Here is a 21,756-nt window from a genome sequence, read left to right as displayed (position 1 = left end):
TTTTTTATCAGATTTTTTAAAAGTTACAGTAAGAATAGGAGGATATATTCTAATGAAAAAGAAAAATAAAGTTGCCTTGATGGGTATTTCAGGTTTACTAGTAACTTCCTTGGCTGTTGGGGGAGCAACGTTCGCGATTTTCAAGGATGATGTATCAAACGGACCTAGCTTAGGTACAGCAGGAACTCTAGTAATGACTGCCAAACGTAATGACGTTCCCAATGAAGGGCCTATGTTCTATTCTCAGAATGTTGCTGATAATTATGGTGGCATGCCGACAGGCCTTTGGGCACCTGGAGACAAGCATACTCGTGGACTATTCCTTGAGAACACTGGATCTTTAGACGCGAAATTGGTGACATTGACAGCCACTCCTGCAGATTCTAATGGTAATGCAGTAACTTCAGGAACTCAATACGAAGATGATGTTTTATTTGCTAGACAGGCCAGAGTTAAGATTTGGGATATACAAGAATATGATGTTTTAAGAGGTCAGGGATTACCGTTTATTGATACAAGAGTGACCGCTGATCAAATGGATATGATTATGGATGTTATTAATGCCGGATATGATGTATGGTTAGCGGCAAATCCATCGGCGAATTTAGAAGATCAAGCTTATGCTGTAGACCTTCTTACATTCCTGGACGAATACATGTTTTCTGAGCTAAACAAAAGAAGCCAAAGCTTAGATAATAGACTATTCAAGGTTGTTAAGATGTACGATAGAAAGCTAAGTGACCTAGTTAATACCCCATTTGATGCAGAATCCTTTGGAATTGAACTTCCTTCCGGAAAAGCTGCAATGTTAGGCTTTACAGTGCAATTTAATAAAAATGCACCAAACGGAGTGGATAACAACTCCATGCAAGGAAAATCAGTCTATTTCAACTTTGGCACGGATTGGGAGCAGGTTAGAAATAACTAATAATAATCCAATAGACCACAGCCTATGCTGTGGTCTATTGAATGAATATAAATAGAGTCATGCCTTATAAGGGTAATCAATTATCGAACAATTAGGAGGAATGATTTAATGAAAAATAAAATGAAGAAACGCCTTTCAGCTGCTTTGGTTTTTGTCATGGCGTTCTTGACTCTTTTCCAGAGTGCAGTTTTAGGAGCAGAGGGCAGCTCCCAGAAAGAAAAGCCATTCCCTTCACAGTCTTCAACAAGAATGTTCAGTATGGCTTCTGTGAATCCTGGAAATATTGGCAACGATTTTATTCAAGCCAGCATCGGTTCGGATGGCAGATTTAGTGCCGGTCTGAAAGAGGTAGATACTGATAACTGGTACAATATCATTTATGGATGGTCAGGTGGTACAGGAACCTCATTTACTAGTTTAAAAGTGGATGGCGAAGACTTAATTTATGGAAATGAACCAGATGGGAGTTTTATTACACATCCTATAAACTCTAATGATAATACAAAAAATGAATCTGTATGGAAAACAGGGGATATTTCTGTAAAACAAGTTTTACAGCCGGGACTTAATCCAGCTACTGGACAGCCAGATGCTCTGCAAATCCGCTATATCATTACCAACACAGGTGCGGAAAATCATGAAGTTGGGTTAAGAATGATGCATGATACAATGGTAAATGGTAACGATTATGCACCATTTAAGGTTCCTGGAACAAATGGCGTTGAATCTGTTGATTACGAAAGAGATTATTTAGGAGCTGAGGTTCCTGCGTTCTGGCAGGCATTTTATAGTTTCGATAACCCGAATTACAGTGCTCAATATACCATGAGCGGAAGGGATGCCACAGCACCGGACCGTTTTACAATTGCCAACTGGGGTAGGCTAGTAGATTCTAAGTGGGATTTTAATATTAACGCCGGCAACTATACTGGTGACAGTGCAGTGGCAATGTGGTGGAATCCGGATACTCTTGCACCAGGCGAGCAAAAGATAATTACAACTTACTATGGGATTCCAGGTGTAGGTGGAGACGAAGCATTGGTGTTAAGTGGCAGGCAGCTTTTGACTCATGAAGAATGGTCTTCAGCACCATTTAATTTAATATCATATTTTACGAACATTACAGGCTCTACATTAAACAATGTAAGACTTGAAATTGAAAATGGACCTGGAATTGATTTAGTGGATTCTGAAGCGGCAATCACTTTAGGGGATGTGGATAGCAGATCGACCAATCAAGTTACCTGGAAAGTTCAGCCTAACTCTCCAGGAACCCATACTCTTACAGTTAATGCCTATGCAGATGGGTCAGAAGAACCTCTTGCGACGGCGACATATCAAGTGGAGGCTCTTGAGCCTGTTGTTCCTCCCAATATTACCTTAGAGGGTGAAAGGGGTACTTCTCCTGAAGGCACTCCAACTGCCGGTCGTTTGAGTCCACTTACCGTAAATGCATCATATAACGACCCTAGAGCTACAGGTGTTATACTTACAGCCACAGATGCAGATGGATCCGAATATCATGCAGATATGACTACATCAAATAACGTTGATTGGTCGCACACCTTTATACCAGACAATGTAGGTCTATGGGAAGACCCGATGACCATTACGGTGACACCACATTATGAGGATGGATCAACTGGTACACCACAACAATTTGAAATTGTTTTGATTGACCCAAGTGGTTATATTTACAATGAAGAAAAAGATGAAGACTGGAGGCTTCCAGGAGCGACTGTTGTTCTGCAATATTTTGACCCAGACATTGAGACATGGGTAAATATGAATATTGAAGCTTATCCAGGCAGAATGTCGCCTATTACAAATCCACAAGTTACTGGAGAAGATGGAAGGTATGCCTGGGATACAGCAGCCGGTACTTATCGAGTTGTTGTCAGCCGTCCGGGATTTGAAACAACAACAAGCGATGAAGTTACTGTACCACCTGAAGTTACAGATTTACATGTTGCGCTAACACCTACTGATCGTGTTCAGCCTGTGATTGAAATAGATGGTGTAGAAAACGGCGAATCTTATTCCGAAGGCACTGCAATACACATTGACTTATCTGCTTCTGATGATGAAGCCGGAATTCGATATATCACTTATAAAGTTGATGGTGAAGACGAAGTAAAGATAAATGGAGATACTGGGGATGTGCCTGCTATTGGTGAAGTTGGCCAGCATACAGTTATCTTAAAAGCAGTAGACCACGCTGGAAATGAGATACTACAAGAAATTAATTTTGAAATTAAGAGTCCAGAAGAATCTGAAGGAGATATAATGGCAGTAGTAACAGCTGCTATCGAAAAGAGTAAATTAGCTGAAGCAGAAATGAAAGAAGCCATGGGAAAAATCAATGCATCAGCCTCTGAAGAAGAGATTAAAGATTACCTGGAGAAAGCAAAAGCAGCAAATGCAGAGGCAAAAGTGAAAACGGCATTGCTGAAAGAACTATTAGAATCTTACTCTTCTTCCATGCCATCGTTCCTGCACGATTATATAAAAAATCTAGCAGTTGGAGCAGATCTGCAAACTTCTGTTGTTGATAGGAAACTAGCTAAAGCAATTGAACTATTGGCAACTGACGAGGATAATACAAGAGTTAAAGCAAGATTAAAAGAAGCTCAATCTGCAAATGCTTCATCCATCGCTTCATTAAGTACCATTAAAGGAAATCTCATTATTTTCCCACCTCTTGATTAATTAAAGGAAGCGGACAAAAGTACACTATCTTAAAAAAAGAGCTTTTAGTCGTATCTTCTAAAGTCAAAATAAGAATATATTGTGATAAGAATCTGGTATTATTAAAGGAGCGTGTACAAAAGTTTTAATCTTTTGTACACGCTACTTTTATTTATTTTAAATGATCAAATATGCTGTTTACATTTATGGGGTAGTGATTAGACAAAACTGACTGCATAATCGTTCCTTTTATAGAACAAAAATTTATTTATTATAACTTATTTATGTTATATAATTCATTATATAGAACGTATTTTATTGAAAAGAAGGAGGCATAAAAATTGTTTTATACGTTGAGATTTTTAATTATATTTCTTATGGTTCTGTCTATTGGATTTAGTAAAACACTACCTGTATATGGTGAAGATATGAAACTATCATTGAAAACTTTCCCAGAATCAAGCTTTATAAATGCAAGCAACATGGCTCCTGGAGATGAAATTGTCTCCACATTAGAGGTTAACTATGAAGGTAACGCCGTACCTAAAGTCTTTCTAAATCCCCGTAAAGAAAAAGGTTCATCGGAACTATATAAACAGTTGAACATTTCCGTTGAGGATAAACATAATATCTTGTTTAAAGGACGGTTACTGGAGCTAAATAACTTAGATCTGGGAAAATTCAGGGAAATGGATTCAAAGAAGTTAACCTTTACAGTGGGCTTACCTGTTAGTTTAAAAAATGAGTATCAAGGTGTTGACACAACGGTTGCCTTTGACTTCGCTGCAAAGGCATTCCCTGCAGATTATCAGGAAGGAAGCTTACTGCCAAACACTGCGACTAAAACTTTCAACATCTTGGTTCTTGGCATCATTCTGATTTCTAGTGGTTTCTTTCTTTTATCGCTGAATTATGTAAAACGAAAACAGAAAGAAATGTAAGGCAAAAATGATTTGTTTTTATGAACAAGGACTCATGTAGAGGGATAATATCATACGGAGTCCTTAATAGTTCGGACACGAGGTGAATACTATGATTTTTCTCTTTTATTACCTTATCATACTAAATTTCTTTGACACTCTCTTGACCTGGTTCGGACTTCAATATGCTTTCATTTCTGAACTGAATCCTATTATGCATGGTATTTATGAGGTTAGTCCTTTATTGTTTCTGGTCATAAAAACACTTCTTTCTATATTCCTTCTATTATTTATTCTATCTAAAAAAGTCCCTCAATCTTCATTTATTAAAGCTCTAACAGTATTTGCCACAGTTTTCTACACTGCTGTTGTGTTTATGCACGGCTTCTGGCTTGTTCACATCTTTTAATCATGAATAACTTAAAAAATTCCACAAAATTTCATTACTTTCATAGTGATCTATATGAAATATTAATCCTAAAAGGCGTATAATTTTCTTATATTAAATAAGAAAGAAGGCGTATTACAGATGTTTCAAACCCTGAAGCGTGAGTTGCTGGCCGGGATTACGGTTTCGGTTGTTGCGCTGCCGCTTGCGTTGGCTTTTGGGATGCAGGCGACGGATAATTCGGATGGAGCTATCATTGGTTTGTATGGAGCCATCATCACTGGTTTTTTTGCTGCTTTGTTTGGCGGGACGAAGGGGCAGGTTACGGGTCCGACTGGGCCAATCACGATTATCTTTACTGGTATCGTGGCGACCCAGGGGCTGGAGTATGCGTTCATTGCCGCGTTCATGGGTGGGTTATTTCAGATTGTATTTGGGTTACTTAAAGCAGGTAATTATTTGAAATTCATCCCCCTACCGGTCGTCAGTGGTTTTATGAACGGGATTGCCATCATCATTATCATGGGGCAGCTGCAGTATTTGACGGGCAGCTTTTTAGTCGTGCTGTTGACGATTGTTTTTATGCTGGTAGCCATGAAATGGATTAAGGTCATCCCGCCAAGCTTGATGGCGTTGATTTTAGGCACCGTTGCGGTAATTCTTCTGGAAAAAGTGGTTCCTGCCGTCCATTTTACACTGCCATTTATAAACGATTTCATTTTCTTTGACACCGCAGAGAGAATTGGCGAGATTCCGAAAGGACTTCTACAATTCCATTTACCAATTGCAGACCTGAGTGTCATCATCCAACTCATCCCGGCAGCATTAAGCATTGCGGTCCTTGGATCAATTGATTCGTTGCTTACATCTGTCGTCATGGACAATATGACAGGTACGAAGCACAAGAGCAATAAAGAGTTAATTGGCCAGGGGATTGGTAACGCCTTTGCTGGTTTGTTCGGCGCGATGCCTGGTGCCGGTGCGACAGTCAGGTCTGTTGTCAATTTGCGCAGCGGTGGACAGACTGCTCTTTCTGCCATGGTCCATAGCGTTGCCTTGCTGCTGTTCATGCTGGTATTCGGACCGCTGGCGGAAGAAATTCCGCTTGCAGTGCTAGCGGGGATTTTAATCATGACCGGAATCACAATGTTCGATTACGACAGCTTGAAAATCCTTAAGGATGAGCCGAAGACCGATGCTGCGGTCATGCTGGTGACAATGATTTTAACAGTAGCCATTGACCTTATGGTAGCGGTAGGCGTCGGAATTGTCATGAGCGCGCTGATATTCATGAAGCGGATGAGTGAGGAAGGTTTCAAGATTAATAGTAAGACGGAAAAAGGATTAAAGGTATATAGCCTGGAAGGGCCGCTTTATTTTGGGGCTACAGAGCTTATAACGAAGACAATCAGTTCGGATAGCAATCCTGATATAGTTATAGATATAGAAAAAGTAACGGTTGTTGATGCTTCAGGTGCACTGCTCCTGCTGCAGCTTAAGGATCAGTTGAAAGAGCGGGGCCAGAACCTTTATCTTGTCGGCAACGACCTTGACCTCGGCGGGATTTTGCGGAAGATGAATATATTCCATGAATTCGGTACTGCCGGACACTTTGAAACCCTGGAAGAACTGATCACTTATTTAAAGTTTAATAATAAAATAGTTCACGGTGCCTGAGTAAAATCAGGCACCATTTATTTTTTTACAATACTATTGCCAAAATTTTCTTTAAAAGGTACAATATGAAAGTACTTAAATAACCTAAGGAGGCAGTCGAAATGATTGATTGTAATCAAGCAACTACATCAACTTCATATGTTTTACCTTCGGCCTGCCTGTATTGTGTGTAGTAGCGCTTATTTTTGTCATGTTAAAATAACTGCGTAACCACAGACTGGGATGTCTGTGGTTTTTTTGTGCCTAAAAATCGAATGTATGTTCTTGGAGAGTGATAATGTGATTACAGTTGAGAATTTGAAGAAGGAATATAAATTGGTGAAGCGGGACCCTGGTCTCAAGGGGGCAATCAAGTCGCTTTTTAACCGTAAGTATGAGACAAAGCATGCCGTGAAGGGGATAAATTTTACGATTGAGCAGGGAGAGACTGTTGGCTATATCGGCGCGAATGGTGCCGGGAAGTCGACGACGATCAAGATGCTGACGGGAATCCTGACACCGACTTCGGGGAAGGTGACGGTGAATGGGCTGGTACCGTATGAAAACCGTCAGAAGAATGCAGTCAACATCGGGGCGGTCTTCGGGCAGCGGACACAGCTGTTTTGGGATATCCCGGTTCGTGAATCTTATAATCTGTTAAAACATATTTACGAGATTCCCGAGCAAGAGTATCAGGAAACGGTCGCCATGTTTACGGAGGTGTTAAACCTGGAGCCATTGCTCGGCATTCCGGTCAGACAGCTTTCGCTAGGGCAAAAAATGCGCTGTGAACTGGCTGCGGCCTTTCTTCACAGGCCTAAGGTTGTTTACCTGGATGAGCCGACAATCGGTCTGGATATTGCGGTAAAAGTAAAAATCAGAAAGTTTATTAAGGAAATGAATCAGCGCTGGGGCACAACAGTGCTGTTGACTACACATGACATGCAGGACATCGAGGAAATCTGCGACCGGATCATCATTATTGATGGCGGTACGATTTTATACGATGGTGGGCTTGAGCAGATTAAAAAGCAATTTGGCCAGCAGCGCGTCATCCATTTTGAGCTGGCAGATAAGGAAAAGTTCGTACTGCCTGCGTCGCTCACTGATCAGGTAGAAGTTTTACCGAATGAAGAGGAAACAAAGGTCAGCCTATCGTTTGACCATGAGACTGTGAAAAGCTCGTTTGTCATTTCGGAAATGATGAGCATGTATGAAATTGGCGATTTGAATATAGCGGATCCTAAGATCGAGACGATCGTTGAGGAGCTGTACAACAAGCAGGAACAGGGGGGAGAGCATGAGGAAATATTGGCAAATAGCTAAAGGGCGGATGCAGGAGAACACGGCCTATTCGGCCTGGTACTGGGCCGGGACCGTTTCGGCGGTAATGAGGCTGTTGATTATTTACTTCTTCTGGCAGGCAGTCTACGCCAACCAGACGACAATCCAAAATATTAATCTTGAAACGATGCTGACGTATATCGTGATTGCGATGCTGCTTCAGGGATTTGTCGGAGGCGTCGGCAATGAGCTTGCGGAGAATATAAAGGAAGGTCAGGTTGCAATCGAACTGATGCGTCCTTACGATATGATTTTTAAAATGTTCGCGGTGGATATTGGGGAGAAAATCATGTACCTAATCCAGGGGACGCTGCCGATGGTGCTGATTGCTTACTTCTTCATGGATTTAAGCTTCCCGAAATCACCTGAGACGATTTTGCTATTCATAGTGAGTGCGCTGGTGGGAATCTGGATCGGTACGTTCTTCGATTTTCTTGTTGGCGTTCTTGCGTTCTGGACTGTCAATGTATGGGGAGTAAGAGTTTTGAAGGAATCACTGATTACATTTTTCTCAGGGGCTTTAGTGCCAATCACGCTTTTTCCGGATTGGCTAAGAACGATTACAGAGTTTCTTCCGTTTCAGGCAATGGTATATCTGCCTGTATCAATTTATTCCGGATTAATCACCGGAACGGATGCATATTTGGCACTTGGAGTCCAGTTGTTCTGGCTCATTTCATTATATGTTTTGGTAAGGGTAATCTGGTCACAGGCGATTAAACAGATTACGATTTTTGGAGGATAGGAGGCGATATCATGCGTCGTTATACGAGATTATATTGGGAGTTTGCGAAGAGCCATATGAAGGTGATGATGGAGTACCGGATCGACTTCTTGATCGGTGTCGCCTCAGTCATGCTTGAGCAGTTCGCTTCAATCTTTTTTGTAAAAGTAGTGTTCGACCACATTGAGCAGATCAATGGCTGGTCGTTTTATGAGATATTGTTCATATATGGTATCGCGGCAACTGGCCGTTCAATCCACCAGATTTTCTTCGATAATCTATGGACGCTTGGCTGGCAGTATATCAGGCCGGGCAAACTGGATCGTTTGCTGATCAGGCCGGTCAACCCATTGTTCCATGTCGTAGCAGACAGACTTCATCAGGATGGCTTTGGTCAGCTGATCATCGGCTTGATCATTCTGGGAACAGCGATTCCACAGCTTGACCTCGTTTGGGGAGCAGCGGAAATTGCCATGCTGGTTGTCATGATCATTTCATCCGGATTGATTTTCGTGGCGATTAACTTATTTTTCGCGACGTTCAGTTTCTGGATGATCGACAGCCTGCCGATTGTCTGGGCAGTCTTTAACTTGAGTGATTTTGCGAGATACCCGCTGACCATCTATCACAAAGGAATCCGCATGTTCCTGACATGGATCATCCCTTACGGTTTCACAGCATTCTATCCGGCAGCCTATTTTATCGACAAGTCCGGCTACAAGGAATTCGCGCTCTGGACCCCTGTTGCAGCGATTGTTTGCTGTGTCCTTGCCTATGCATTTTGGAACAGAGGCTTGAAGGCTTTCGCAAGTACGGGCAGCTAAGCTAAAAGCAACCCGACGAATATAGGGAATTATCAGATAATACGTCCATTTTCGGATTGCCCAATAGGACTTCCGTCGGGTATGATGGAAATAAATAGGTTGATAGAGGTGACGAGGATGTTGGAAAATAAGTCGGTCAGAGAAGTCTGGCAGGAAATCGAAAAGGTCATGAAAGAAAGACCAGAGCCGATTCACGGCATGAATGTTGTTTATCAGTATGATATCACAGGCGACGACACCGGGACGTTCCAACTTTTTATATCCGACGGAACTGCCCGAGTGGTCGAAGGAACTGAAGGGACCCCAAACTGTACCATGAAGCTCTCAGATAAAAACTTCAAAAAGATGATCATGGGCAAACTGAACGGAACAGCAGCTTTCATGACAGGAAAGCTGAAAATCCAGGGCAGCATGGGACTCGCACTCAAGCTCGAAGGAATCCTCAACGAATACAACCTAAGCGAAACAGCATAAGAAAATGGATCAGGCACATCATCGCCTGATCCATTTTTCCTTCCATAAAAAATTCCTTTCCACCCATAAAAAACATTTATTAAAAATTCATTGCACAATGAGACAAAATGTAACAAGAAGTGACACATCCTGATATAATAAGGCTATCAATGTGCGAAATTTAAGGAGATTCCCTTTATGGACCAATTAAGAAAAAATACGGCTTTATTATATGAGGAAGTAAAAGCGGTTAAGTACTTTCTCACGATATTCTATCTCATTCTATTACCTTATGATTTTACCTATTATTATTTAATTCCATATTTTAATAAAACGGAGACTGGCCTTCCTGCTCAGGGCATGGGTTTTATCTTTCATATTATTCTCTTTGCATTATTACCTATAGCTATATACCTGGTAAAAAACGGTAATCCTGAAAAAGTAAAGTATCTATATTTCTTTGCTTTTATGTTTGTGGACTTTATAAATAACTTCTTAATTTATTGGGGTACGGATCATGAGTTTAAAAGTGGGCATATACTAGAAATATACTTTATCCTTTTTTCTCCAATTTTTGTAAGCAATAGATTCTTCTGGACTATGACACTTGGTTTCTTTGTTAAATACATGATTATGGGAGTGATCTTTCAATCTCCTAAAGTACTCATTCCTATGGCCTTAATCATTTTTATTGCAATCATTGCATGGATATTGTTAACACGGTTTCAATCATACTTAAATGCGATTAAATCTGTTTATGAAGATCTGAGGCAGAAAGAAAAACTGGCTGTCATTGGTCAGATGGCAACGGCTGTAGCACACGAAATTAAAAATCCATTATCAGCACTTAAAGGCTTTACCCAGCTTCAGCAGGAAAAGGATAAAGAAGACGATCAGTATTATCCGATAATGTTAAATGAAATTGATAGAATTAACGGTATTGTCAATGATCTTTTAATTTTAGGAAAACCTAATACAGCAATAAAGAAACCAAAAAAAGTTGAAGAGATTATTCAATACGTAATATCCGTAATTGATCCACACGCCCAGAGAAAGGATATCGATATAATTCTTGATACGAAAGATACTCCAGTCCTTTTATGTGATGAAAACCAACTAAAGCAAGTGTTTATCAATCTAATAAAAAATGCAATGGAAGCAATGCCCGAAGGTGGTACTGTTACCATTCGAACAAAAACAAAAGATAATAAGGTTGAAGTCTCCATCATCGATGAAGGGTGTGGGATTGAACCAGACAAACTGGCTAAGTTGGGAGAACCTTTCTATACAACTAAACAAAGTGGAAACGGGTTAGGGTTAATGGTTAGTAAAAAAATTATTGAAGAACATGGTGGAGGTTTAGTTATCGGTAGTGAGCTTGGTAAAGGAACGCAGGTCACTATAAATATACCAGCCTAATAACTATATCTATATAATGAAAATATATCCAATAAATAAACCAAAAGGACTATTTTAATAAATAGTCCTTTTGGTTTATAATAAAGAAAATTGTCGAAAGTTGGCAAAATTATAAAATAGGTAAAATGATTCATTTTTTTCTTATTTCAATAAAACTATTAAACTAGAAAAAAATGTTGGCGATATGAATGTAAACAATGATTCAATTAATTGACAGAAAACGCGGGGTACTCTCATGCATTCAACAGTGAAAAGTTCTAGCTTAAACCATGAAGAAAAAAGGGCTATTACTTGGTTTTTAGCGCTATTCTACAGTATTTCCATTACATATGATTTTTTTTATTACTACATATATAAAAAGTTCATTGTTCATATTGAGCCTGGTTTACCGGGTGCCTTTGGCTATTGGTATTATATTTTTATGATTGGTCTAATTCCAATAGCTCATTATTTAAATAAAACAAACAGAACATCATCGATAAAATATATTTTTGTCATGTGTTTCGTCCTTCTTTCAATTGTTAATGACGGTGTTACATATTGGGGAAATTCAATGGAGTATGCGAGCGGAAATGTAGTTGAAGTCTTTCTAATCTTATTTTCGCCAATCTTTGTGAATAAACGATTTTTCATGGTTGTTTTTAACGGCATGCTTTTTAAATACCTTTTTATTGGCATTTTGCTTAGGACAAATGAGGTGCTTTTCCCATTAATTCTAGTTTTAGTATTGGCTGGTATTGCTTACGTTGTTTTGAAGAGATTCATGGGTTATGTCGATGCAATAAAAACATCATATGATACGCAACTCGAAGGTATTGTAAAAGGGGTTATTGCCACTATTGAACTAAAAGATCCATATACCAAAGGACATAGTGAGCGTGTTGCGCGCTATGCTCATATGCTAGCTATCGCCACTGGAAAATACTCCAAGGAAGAATTGAACGCTTTCTATTATGCGTGCTTGTTGCATGATATTGGAAAGGTGAATATCCCTGACCATATACTTATGAAACCTGGAAAGTTGACAAAGGAAGAGTATGAGATTATCAAAACCCACCCTGAGGTTGGTGCTGAGGCAATCATGAAAGTGAATGGAATAGGGGATAGCATCGACATTATAAAATCACATCATGAAAGATGGGATGGAAAAGGATATCCTGAGCAGTTAAGTGGTCAAGAAATTCCGTATCTAGCAAGGGTTGTTTCTATTGCTGATGCCTTTGATGCAATGACTTCTTCAAGATCATATCGATCTGCCATGCCAGTAGGTGAGGCATATGACCGGATATTAGCTGGAGCAGGGACTCAATTTGATCCTCATTTGGTTGAAGTTTTTAAAGAGATCTTTTCAACATGGGTTGAATTTCACGATAAATATCAAAGATCTATGGATATACCAGCAAATTTATTTGATACGTCTGTAAAAAAGGAGGTGACAATATGAAAATCCGTAAATTAAATAAAGTGAAAACTACTTGCTGGTGGTGTAACTATCTTCCGATCATTCCATAATGGAAGGGATGCTTTTTTAAAGCATCCTTATTTAATTGCATAAAATGTGCAGTAAGAGGTGGGTTTTTCATGGGAATTACCTATAATAGCCAGCTTAAACTTCATCAATTAGTCTTTCGTGAAGAAAAGCAGAACTATATTGTAGAAGATACTATTACTAACGAATTCTATGAAATGCCAAAAGTATGTATTGAAGCTATTAAATTGATACAGGGTAATGTGCCTTTAAATGAGATCGAAAATAATCTTAAAAAACAATACGCAGATGAAGAAATCGATATCCTTGAATTTGTTCATCAATTGATAGAACTGGAAATTGTGTGCGAACTAGATGGTGAAAAAGTAGCAATTATTATTGAAAATAAAAAAGATACAGGTTTTCAGTGGGTTCCTGAAAGGCTGGGCCAAATACTCTTCAACGATACTACCACAAAAATCTATGTCGGTATGCTTATTGCAAGTATAATGATGTTTATTTTTGACCCTAGTTTGATTCCACATTATAAGGATATATTTATTTTTGAATTAATGATTGGAAATGTTGCAGCCATAATTTTAATAACTTTGATTTTAGTCTTACTCCATGAGTTTGGACATATTCTTGCGATTAGAGGAGAAGGTTTGAATGCTAAGCTTGAACTGGGTCATAGACTATTTTTTGCTGTACTTGAGACAGACCTGACTCAGGCTTGGAAGTTACCGCCACAAAAAAGAAATAAGTTATTGTATGCTGGTATGTATATAGATATTGTAGTGATTTTTACCTCATTAATTCTGTTACTCGTAAGTACAGACTGGCTTTTTTCAGGTATTTTAGGTATTGTGGTTTTTAATACTCTAATAAGACTTATCTATCAACTTTGCGTTTTTATGAAAACAGACTTTTATTATATTATTGAAAACCTCACTGGTTGTTATAATTTAATGGAAAACGGCCAGCACTATCTGAGTAAAAGGATTCCATTTATAAAAATAAGCCATGCAACTGTGTCATTTTCTGGAGAAGAGAAGGTGATAAGAAGATATGCTTGTTTCTATCTAATAGGCATCCTACTCACCCTGATCATCACCGCCTACTACTACATCCCTCAAATGTTTTTCGCTGTAAATGAAATCATGTTGCCGGGATTCTTTGAACCAATTACGAGCATCCGTTTTTGGGATTCGGTTGTCTTTTTGCTGCAAATATTGTTAATTTCGGGTTTATTGCTTTACTCATGGACAAAGAAATATCGTTTAAGCAGTTAAAAAGACAGCCGGGTGGCTGTCTTTTAGTTTTAGCTTTAATATGTTTTAACGAAATCTATTAAAATATCTTTATACTTTTCAAGCGATTCCAGCTCGACAAATTCGTCATCTCCGTGCCAGTTCGCTCCTGAAGGCCCGAACTCGATTGCCGGGATTCCATGTGCTGCGAAATACTGGGTGTCGGCTGCTCCGTGCTGGCCAAATATCACTGCTTCACCAGCAATATGCTTTTCCAAAACTGGTTTCAACTGAGTGATAAATGAATCATCCCGCTTTGTCGCCACAGGGATTCCTTTAAGACTGACGGTAACTTTACCATCCGAGATGCTTTCGATCTGCTGCACAATCGAATCGGAATCTTGTCCAGGTAGGTAACGGATATCAAGGGACATGACGCAATGATCAGGTACCTTGTTAAAAACCTCGCCGCCCGAGATGATGGCTAGATTAATAGAGGGTGATTGATAGAAATCCGAGCTTTCCTTTGTAAAAGGCAATTGAAGCAGTTTTTCATATATTTGATAGGCCTTTACGATTGCGTTTTCGCCTTCCCAAGGCCTGCTGCCGTGAGCAGACTTTCCGGTAACCTCGACTTCGACTCTCAAAACCCCTTTTGCCTGCAGAGCAACCCCTAGCTGTGTCGGCTCAGAACAGATAACAAAATCCCCGCGATATTCATTTTCCACAAGGTAGCCGGTACAATTCATCCCGCCAATCTCTTCGTCCGAAACAATCTGCAGCTGGATTTTCACTCCGAGTTTTTGATTCTGCAATTCTTTCATCGCGACCATCATCGCAGCAACGCCGGCTTTCATATCAGCCGCGCCTCTTGCATAGATTCTGCCATCTTTTTCAACGGGCACGAACTGCTCCTTTTTACCGCTGACCACATCAACATGTCCGTTGAATACGATCGTTTTATCTCCCTCACCAATCTCGCAGACCAGCATTTTATAACCATTGTTTTCAATCAAATTTGGCTGTAATTCATGCTCAATGAGCCATTGTTTGCAAAACTCCACCGCCTGATTGGCACCTTCCTTTGTGGAGCTGTCAATCAGAATCAATTCTTTTAATAATTCCTTCATAGTTCAAACACTCCTTGAAAAAGGGTCTATAATACATTACCACGCTAGTAAAGTTTCAATCTTATATATCGATGGTAGTACTTTTTGCGGAAAAATGATAATTAAAATATTCGCAAAAACAGACAGCTTTCGAGGGGTACCTACAATTATCAGGAATTAAGTCCTGGCTATTTACACTCTCTTAACAAAAAGTTAAGAAAATTCAGGTCTATCAGTCCATTTCCTTATTCGTCAATCCTACTATAATTAAACACGTATTCTACCAATTTACTCATTAAGGAGATGGATTTCTTGAAGAAGCCTTTGCGCAAGATAGGAAAAACCGTTGTTGCCACAACAATGGCGTTATCTGTATTAGCAGGTCCAGTTTATTACACAACATTTGCAGCTGGAAAGCCGAGCCATGCAGGAAAGCCTGCTCAAGCAGGAAAGCACGAAGTACAGCTTCGCATTATGGGAACGACAGATATTCATACACATTTATATAACTATGATTATTATAAAGATGCTACATCTCATGAATTCGGACTTGCAAAGACCGCTACATTAATCAAGCAGGCTAGAGCCGAAGAAGAAGGCAAGAACAATCTGCTTTTTGATAATGGTGACCTGATTCAGGGAAATCCGCTTGGCGACTATAAAGCGAAGGTCGATGTGCTGGAAGATGGCGAAATGCATCCAGTCTTTGAAGCTATGGAACTACTGGACTATGATGCTGCTACAGTCGGCAACCACGAGTTCAACTATGGACTGGAATACCTCGATGAAGTGCTTGATGACGCACCGATGCCGTATGTGAACGCGAATGTCTTCAAGGATGATGGTGACGATAATCCAGACAATGATGAAAACTACTTCAAACCATATAAAGTTTTTAATAAAAAGGTAACAGATGAAAATGGCAAAACACATATCCTCAAAGTTGGCGTTGTTGGTGCTGTAACACCGCAAATCATGCAATGGGATAAAGCGAATCTTGACGGGAAAGTAATTACAAAAGATATCGTAAAATCAGTCGAGGCCCAGATTCCTAAGATGAAGGAAGAAGGCGCTGACATCATCATCGCACTATCCCACTCAGGTATTGGCGATGAGAAGGTTGTAGAGATGGAAGAAAACGCAGCATACGACTTATCGCTTGTTGATGGAATCGATGCTATCATCACTGGACACAATCATTTAACATTCCCGGGCGACTTCAAGGACCTTCCTGGCGTAGATGCTGACAATGGAACGATCAATGGCGTCCCTGTTGTCATGTCGGGAAACTGGGGTAACCAGCTTGGCGTAATGGACTTGACGATCGCAAAGGAAAAAGGCAAGTGGAATGTAAAGAGCTCGAAGTCTGAACTAAGAGCAGTTTGGGATAAGGTAGCCAAGAAACCTTTAGTTGATGCAGATAAAGATATTTTAGAAGCGGTAAAAGAAGATCACGAAGGTACTGTAAAATATGTCAACCAGCCTGTTGGAGAAACAGAGGCTGACATCCACAGTTATTTCGCATTGGTTCAAGACGATCCATCCATCCAAATCGTGACAAATGCACAGAAATGGTATGTAGAGAAACAAGTCGCAGGAACGCCTGATGAAAATCTGCCAATCCTGTCTGCAGGTGCACCATTTAAGTCTGGACGAGGCGGAGCGAGTGATTACACTTATATTCCTGAAGGTACAATCGCCATCAAAAACGTAGCGGACCTGTACTTGTATCCTAACACTGTCGCAACTATTAAAATTAACGGCAGCGATGTAAAAGAATGGCTGGAAATGTCTGCTGGGCAGTTCAATCAGATTGATGAAAATAGCAGTGAAGAACAGTCGCTTATCAATCCAAATTACCCAGTATACAACTATGATGTCATCGATGGCGTAACATATGAAATCGATGTAACTGAACCGGCAAAATATGATCCGAAGGGCAACCTGGTAAACGAAGAGGCTAATCGCATCAAGAACTTGCAATTTAATGGCCAGCCAATCGACCTAGAGCAGGAGTTCCTTGTTGTTACAAATAACTATCGTGCAACTGGAACCTTCCCAGGTGTTAAAAATATGACAGCTGTAGAGATGTATCCAGATGAAAACCGTCAGGCAATCATCGATTATATCCGTGAAGTGGGAGCAATCGATCCTTCAGCGGACAATAACTGGAGCTTCGCAGGCGTAGACAAAGCGTTAAATGTTACATTCAACTCCACACCAGCTGCACAAAATGCCCTGCCGGAAAGTGGGTTGATTGAATATGCTGAAGACCTGGACAGTGGTTTTGCAAAGTTCAAACTGCACTTGCCAATCGGCCTCCAGCTTTTAGGAATCAATGACTTCCATGGCCAGTTGGACACGTATAATTCAAAAATCAATGCAGGCGGGGTGGATTATCTTGCTGCATATTTAAAAGAACGTGAAGCGACAAATCCTAATACCTTAATGCTTCATGCGGGTGATGCTGTCGGAGCTAGCTCGCCGGTATCTGCTTTGCTTCAGGACGAGCCAACGATCAAGATTCTGAATGAGCTTGGTTTTGATGCTGGTACTGTAGGCAACCACGAGTTTGATGAAGGCGTGGAAGAAATGCTCCGCTTAATCGATGGCGGAATCCACCCGAAAACAGAGAGTAAGTATGGCGAATTCGAAGGTGCAGACTTTCCTTATGTCGCAGCTAACCTTATATACAAAGCGACAGGTGAGAATGTTTTAAATCCATACACTGTTTTAGATGTAAACGGAATTCCTGTTGGAGTGATCGGTGTAGCTCTATCTGACACACCAGGCATTGTTATTCCAAGTGCAGTTCAAGATGTTCAATTCACAGACGAAACAGAAGCCATCAACCGCTACACTGAGGAATTAAAGGAGCAGGGTGTTGAAACAATCGTTGTTTTAGCGCATAACCCATCTTTTTCAAAAATGGATGGATCTGAAGCAGGTGAAGAGCTTGTTGAAATCGCTCAAAATGTAGATGATGAAGTGGACGTGTTATTAGGCGGACATAATCACGCTTATACCAACACGAAAGTGGATGGAAAAATTGTCGTTCAGTCTTATTCCTCTGGTACTGCTTTTTCTGATGTAGATTTATTGATCAACCCTGTAACGAAAGATGTCATGGTTGGCAAGGCCGAAATTGTAACAACGTACCGTGATCAAATTGAGCCTGATGCAGAAATTAAAGCGATGCTGGACAGCTATGTAGCAGATGTCGCGCCGATCCTGAATGAAGTAATCGGAACAACTCCTTCTTACATCAGCCGTGACACAAGTGCTGCTGGTGAATCTGCAATGGGTAACCTGGTGGCTGACGCAATGCGCTGGCAGACAGGCACTGATTTTGCCTTCATGAATTCAGGTGGAGTCCGTGCTGACATCGACGCAGGCGAAATTACGTGGAAAGAAGCTTTCACTGTACAGCCGTTCGGAAACGATCTTGTGAAAATGAATGTGACTGGTGAAGTCATTAAGACTCTGCTAGAACAGCAATGGGGCAGTAAAGTCCGTATCATGCCTATTTCCGGTCTGAAGGTATCTTATGATGACTCAAGACCTGCTGGAGATCGTATAGTTTCAATTACTGATAACGATGGTAATGCAATTAATATGAATGAAACTTACTCAATCACAGTCAATAACTATATGGCTGGAGGCGGGGATGGATACGCAATCCTTGCAACGATTACAGATAAGACAATCGATGTAGTAGATTTGGATGCGTTGGTTAACTATATCAAGGAAAAAGATGTAGTTAATCCACAAATCGAGGGACGCGTAACAAAATTAAATTAATAGTTTAGAAGGAGAGTGCAGATCACTGTGCTCTCTTTTTTTGCAAAAAAGTTCTAGTTCCTTCGAATCAAATTTAGTGACACGAAGAAAATTTCCCAATATTAAACTTTATTAAAATAGTTTTATTTACACTTATATTTGAGATGAAAACAGGAAGAATGATGGAGTTTTATTTTGAAATTAAGTTTTTCAGGCAAAAAATGGCTGACTTTATAGATATATATTACTATATTTTAAAAATTTACAATATTTCAAAACCTTGCTACAATTCCAATCAGAGTCTTCAGAAAATATGAAAATTCGAAACTTGGAAACTAGCAGGGGGTTATCTTTTTGAAGAAGAAAAGTTCGTTAAAGGTTCTTTCTAGCGTGGCGGCAAGTGCTGTTTTCGCTTCGACATTATTTGCGGGATCATTTGCAGGTTCACCAGTTGCAACTAAATCTGTTGAAGCTGCAACAGCTCCTGTATCAGCGCCAATCGATCTGAACATCGTTGATCAGGATCGCCTGGCAAAAGCCTTACAGGAGCGCGGCCTAATTGCGAAAGGCTCTTCACAGGAAGAAGTCAACAAAGCGGTAACAGAATATATCAAGAAGAAGCAGGGCACTAAAGCGGGCAAGACAGACAAGCACACAGCTGAAGATGAAATGACAAAGAAGTCCAAGGACTTTTTGACAAAGCAAAAAGACAAGCTGACGAAGCAGCTTGACAAAGGGCATGACAATTTTAAAAAGGGCAAGCCGACAGGATACGCTAAAGTGGATCCTGCAAAGCAGGCTCCTTATAACGGTGAAGTACGAGAAGACAAAGTACTTGTCCTCTTAGCAGAATTCGCAGACTTCAAGCACAATAACATCGAACAAGAAGAAGGCTATATGTATTCAGATGACTTCAGCCGAGAGCATTATGAAAAAATGCTGTTCGGTGACGAAGAGTTCACATTATTCAATGGGGAAAAGGTCCAGACATTTAAGCAATATTACGAAGAGCAGTCTGGCGGCAGCTACACAGTTGACGGCCATGTAACTGATTGGGTAACCGTACCTGGCAATGCTGCTGACTATGGTGATGACAATCCTGAAGGCGGGCATGACAATAATGGTGAAAAAGGACCGCGTGACTTCGTTAAAGACGCATTAGCAGCTGCGGTAGCTAATGGTACAGATCTTTCTGAGTTCGACCAGTTCGACCTGTATGATTTAGATGCAGACGGCAACCAAAACGAGCCGGACGGCCTTGTTGACCACTTGATGGTCCTTCACGCTGGTGTCGGCCAGGAAGCTGGCGGCGGTGCATTAGGTGACGATGCAATCTGGTCACATCGCTGGGTACTTGACGGAGTGTACGATGTTCCTGGAACAGAAGGCACAGCGGCGGTTCCTTATTGGGGCGGTTCAATGGCTGCCTTCGATTACACAATCGAGCCTGAAGATGGAGCGGTTGGTGTATTCGCACACGAATTCGGACATGACTTAGGTCTTCCAGATGAGTACGACACACAGTACACTGGACAAGGCGAGCCAGTTGCATCATGGTCCATCATGAGCGGCGGCAGCTGGAATGGAGCAGTAGCAGGTACAGAACCTACAAGCTTCTCTCCACAGAACAAGGAGTATTTCCAGAAAATCATGGGCGGCAACTGGGCTAACATTACAGAAGTAGATTATGAAGACATTGACGAAAATGGTTTGACTGCAGTCATCGACCAGAGTGTGACGAAGTCAAAGAATAACGGCATTGTAAAAGTGAACCTTCCTAAGAAAAAGGTAGAAGGCATCAAGCCAGCTTTCGGTGAGAAGTACTACTACAGTACAAAAGGGGATGACCTGCATACTGCATTGGAAACACCTGTATTCGACCTGGCAGATGCAACAACAGCTACTTTCGATTACAAAGCATGGTACGAAGTAGAATTCGATTATGACTATGTATATGTAAAAGCAGTGACTGAAGATGGCACAAAAACAACGTTGGACGTTATTGGTGATGAAAATACGGCTGGCGGCATGGAAACAACTCAAGGCGAATGGGAAGATAAGTCTTATGACTTAAGCCAGTTCGCAGGCCAGAAAGTTCAGCTTGTGTTTGAATATGTAACAGACGGGGGCCTTGCTCCTGAAGGTTTCGCAATCGACAACCTTAGCCTGACTGTTGACGGAACAGAAGTTTTTGCAGATGATGCAGAAGGCACTGAGCAAGTGACTCTTGATGGTTTTATCTCAACAAATGGTTTGTTTGACAAAGACCATTACTACTACCTTGAGTGGAGAAACTACGCTGGTTCTGACAAAGGCTTGAATACTGGCCGCGGCGTGAAGTACAACACTGGTTTGGTTGTTTGGTACGGTGACGACAGCTTCACAGACAACTGGGTTGGCGTCCACCCTGGCGAAGGCTTCATCGGTGTGGTTGACTCACATCCAGAAGCAATCGTTGGCAAACTTAAAGGGCAGGATACTGTAAAGGGCAGCACACGTTATCAAATCGCTGACGCAGCATTCTCACTGGACAAGGCACCTGCCTGGACAGTGGATTCTCCATCACGCGGATTGTACGAATATGAAGGACTTCCAGGTGTGACAACGTTTGATGACTCTAACAAATACATCAACGGACTGATCCCGGATGCTGGCAAAAAGCTACCTGAACTAGGATTGAAGTTCCAGGTCATCGGCGAAGCGAAGGATAACTCTGCTGGTGCAGTGTGGATCCGTAAATAAGTTTGAAATTGAAGACATCGGGCGGTAATTCGCCCGGTGTTTTTTTGTGTGCGCCCAGCATGG

15 protein-coding genes are annotated in these 21,756 nt (G+C 40.9%); 14 read left to right on the top strand and 1 reads right to left on the bottom strand.

Annotation, left to right across the window (positions count from 1 at the left end):
- The first annotated feature begins 52 nt into the window (after positions 1-52).
- The 12 genes from J7E32_RS06215 to J7E32_RS06165 all read left to right on the top strand — a co-directional run bounded on the left by J7E32_RS06215 (position 53) and on the right by J7E32_RS06165 (position 14,104).
- Complete coding sequence (locus J7E32_RS06215) at positions 53-928, top strand: M73 family metallopeptidase (protein ID WP_214905186.1); 876 nt, start codon at positions 53-55, stop codon at positions 926-928.
- A gap of 108 nt (positions 929-1,036) precedes the next feature.
- On the top strand, positions 1,037-3,637 hold the full coding sequence (locus J7E32_RS06210; protein ID WP_214905184.1) for a carboxypeptidase-like regulatory domain-containing protein: 2,601 nt from the start codon (positions 1,037-1,039) through the stop codon (positions 3,635-3,637).
- A 320-nt stretch (positions 3,638-3,957) separates the two neighbouring features.
- On the top strand, positions 3,958-4,557 hold the full coding sequence (locus J7E32_RS06205; protein WP_214905182.1) for a hypothetical protein: 600 nt from the start codon (positions 3,958-3,960) through the stop codon (positions 4,555-4,557).
- Between the two features lie 91 nt (positions 4,558-4,648).
- Positions 4,649-4,945: a DUF5658 family protein gene (locus J7E32_RS23170; RefSeq protein WP_353654022.1), complete on the top strand. Its 297-nt coding sequence runs from the start codon at positions 4,649-4,651 to the stop codon at positions 4,943-4,945.
- Between the two features lie 120 nt (positions 4,946-5,065).
- Positions 5,066-6,601 carry a SulP family inorganic anion transporter gene (locus J7E32_RS06200; protein ID WP_214905179.1) on the top strand — a complete coding sequence of 512 codons (1,536 nt, stop codon included), beginning with the start codon at positions 5,066-5,068 and terminating at the stop codon, positions 6,599-6,601.
- A 279-nt stretch (positions 6,602-6,880) separates the two neighbouring features.
- Positions 6,881-7,906, top strand: a complete 1,026-nt coding sequence (locus J7E32_RS06195; RefSeq protein WP_214905176.1) for an ABC transporter ATP-binding protein — start codon at positions 6,881-6,883, stop codon at positions 7,904-7,906.
- Positions 7,881-8,669 (top strand): ABC transporter permease, encoded by a 789-nt coding sequence (locus tag J7E32_RS06190; RefSeq protein WP_214905173.1) that lies wholly within the window; start codon positions 7,881-7,883, stop codon positions 8,667-8,669. The genes J7E32_RS06195 and J7E32_RS06190 overlap by 26 nt, the downstream gene beginning before the upstream one ends.
- An 11-nt stretch (positions 8,670-8,680) precedes the next feature.
- Entirely contained in the window at positions 8,681-9,472 is a 792-nt protein-coding gene (locus J7E32_RS06185) for an ABC transporter permease (protein ID WP_214905170.1), read from the top strand.
- A gap of 117 nt (positions 9,473-9,589) precedes the next feature.
- Entirely contained in the window at positions 9,590-9,946 is a 357-nt protein-coding gene (locus J7E32_RS06180) for an SCP2 sterol-binding domain-containing protein (protein ID WP_286182787.1), read from the top strand.
- 177 nt (positions 9,947-10,123) lie between these two features.
- Complete coding sequence (locus tag J7E32_RS06175) at positions 10,124-11,344, top strand: ATP-binding protein (RefSeq protein WP_214905166.1); 1,221 nt, start codon at positions 10,124-10,126, stop codon at positions 11,342-11,344.
- Between the two features lie 235 nt (positions 11,345-11,579).
- Entirely contained in the window at positions 11,580-12,788 is a 1,209-nt protein-coding gene (locus tag J7E32_RS06170; protein ID WP_214905164.1) for an HD-GYP domain-containing protein, read from the top strand.
- Between the two features lie 137 nt (positions 12,789-12,925).
- Positions 12,926-14,104 carry a hypothetical protein gene (locus tag J7E32_RS06165; RefSeq protein ID WP_214905161.1) on the top strand — a complete coding sequence of 393 codons (1,179 nt, stop codon included), beginning with the start codon at positions 12,926-12,928 and terminating at the stop codon, positions 14,102-14,104.
- Between the two features lie 35 nt (positions 14,105-14,139).
- Here J7E32_RS06165 and J7E32_RS06160 read toward each other — a convergent pair whose 3' ends face one another.
- A complete protein-coding gene (locus tag J7E32_RS06160) occupies positions 14,140-15,192 on the bottom strand; it encodes a M20 family metallopeptidase (protein ID WP_214905158.1) in 1,053 nt (350 codons plus the stop codon).
- A 282-nt stretch (positions 15,193-15,474) separates the two neighbouring features.
- On the opposite strand from J7E32_RS06160, the gene J7E32_RS06155 reads away from it, so the two are divergent.
- Complete coding sequence (locus tag J7E32_RS06155; RefSeq protein ID WP_214905156.1) at positions 15,475-18,972, top strand: bifunctional 2',3'-cyclic-nucleotide 2'-phosphodiesterase/3'-nucleotidase; 3,498 nt, start codon at positions 15,475-15,477, stop codon at positions 18,970-18,972.
- Between the two features lie 333 nt (positions 18,973-19,305).
- A complete protein-coding gene (locus tag J7E32_RS06150) occupies positions 19,306-21,693 on the top strand; it encodes an immune inhibitor A domain-containing protein (RefSeq protein ID WP_214905148.1) in 2,388 nt (795 codons plus the stop codon).
- Positions 21,694-21,756: the final 63 nt, after the last annotated feature.

The organism is Bacillus sp. ISL-55 (assembly GCF_018613155.1).
Lineage (GTDB): Bacteria > Bacillota > Bacilli > Bacillales > Cytobacillaceae > Mesobacillus.
Note: the sequence above shows the minus strand (reverse complement) of the source record. Positions and strands in the feature narration are given on the sequence as shown.